The sequence below is a fragment of the Aeromonas caviae genome, from assembly GCF_000819785.1.
Lineage (GTDB): Bacteria > Pseudomonadota > Gammaproteobacteria > Enterobacterales > Aeromonadaceae > Aeromonas > Aeromonas caviae.
Genome location: NZ_CDBK01000079.1, coordinates 1 through 503 on the forward strand (window position 1 = coordinate 1; position 503 = coordinate 503).

Annotated in this window: 1 protein-coding gene; it reads right to left on the reverse strand. The window is 67.6% G+C overall.

Going from position 1 to position 503, the window contains the following annotated elements; genetic code table 11:
- Positions 1–339, reverse strand: a 339-nt coding sequence (bioD, locus tag BN1120_RS12520; protein WP_042016344.1) for an ATP-dependent dethiobiotin synthetase BioD, incomplete at its 3' end; no start/stop codon positions are given.
- Between the last annotated feature and the right edge of the window lie 164 nt (positions 340–503).

The following is a 503-nucleotide window of genomic DNA, read 5'->3' on the forward strand; positions in this document are numbered from 1 at the left end:
GAGTTCGGCCCCAGCTCCCTCAATCTCCCGCAAGCCGGCGGACAGCCCCTCGAAGGGAATGCTCGCCCCCCGCTCACGGGCGGCGATATGGGGGGCGATGGGCGGCTCGAAGGCATAGGGATTGACCTGCTCGTAGGGCAGCGCAACCGTGGCCGCCCGCTGCAACAGCAAGGCATCCAGATTGCGAAGCCCCTCCGGGGTGCGGGTGCAGCCAGCCGACACCGGTTTGTACCCGGCGCAGCGAATGCCTCTGGCGGCAAGCGCCAGCAACAGGGTGCGGGCCACCAGGGTCTTGCCCACGTCAGTGTCCGTGCCCGTGATGAAATAGGATGTCCCCATGATGATTCCTCGATGCAGTGCAGGGGCGCAGAGGCACCCCGATATCCATGGTGAAAGGCAGGCGCGCGTCCTGCCGCTGAAGGGGTGGGTGCGCCGGGTCTTTTTGTGTCAGCGCCGCACCAGGCGCCCGAGGCAGACCTCGTAGCTGGCGGCCAGCAGGCCGT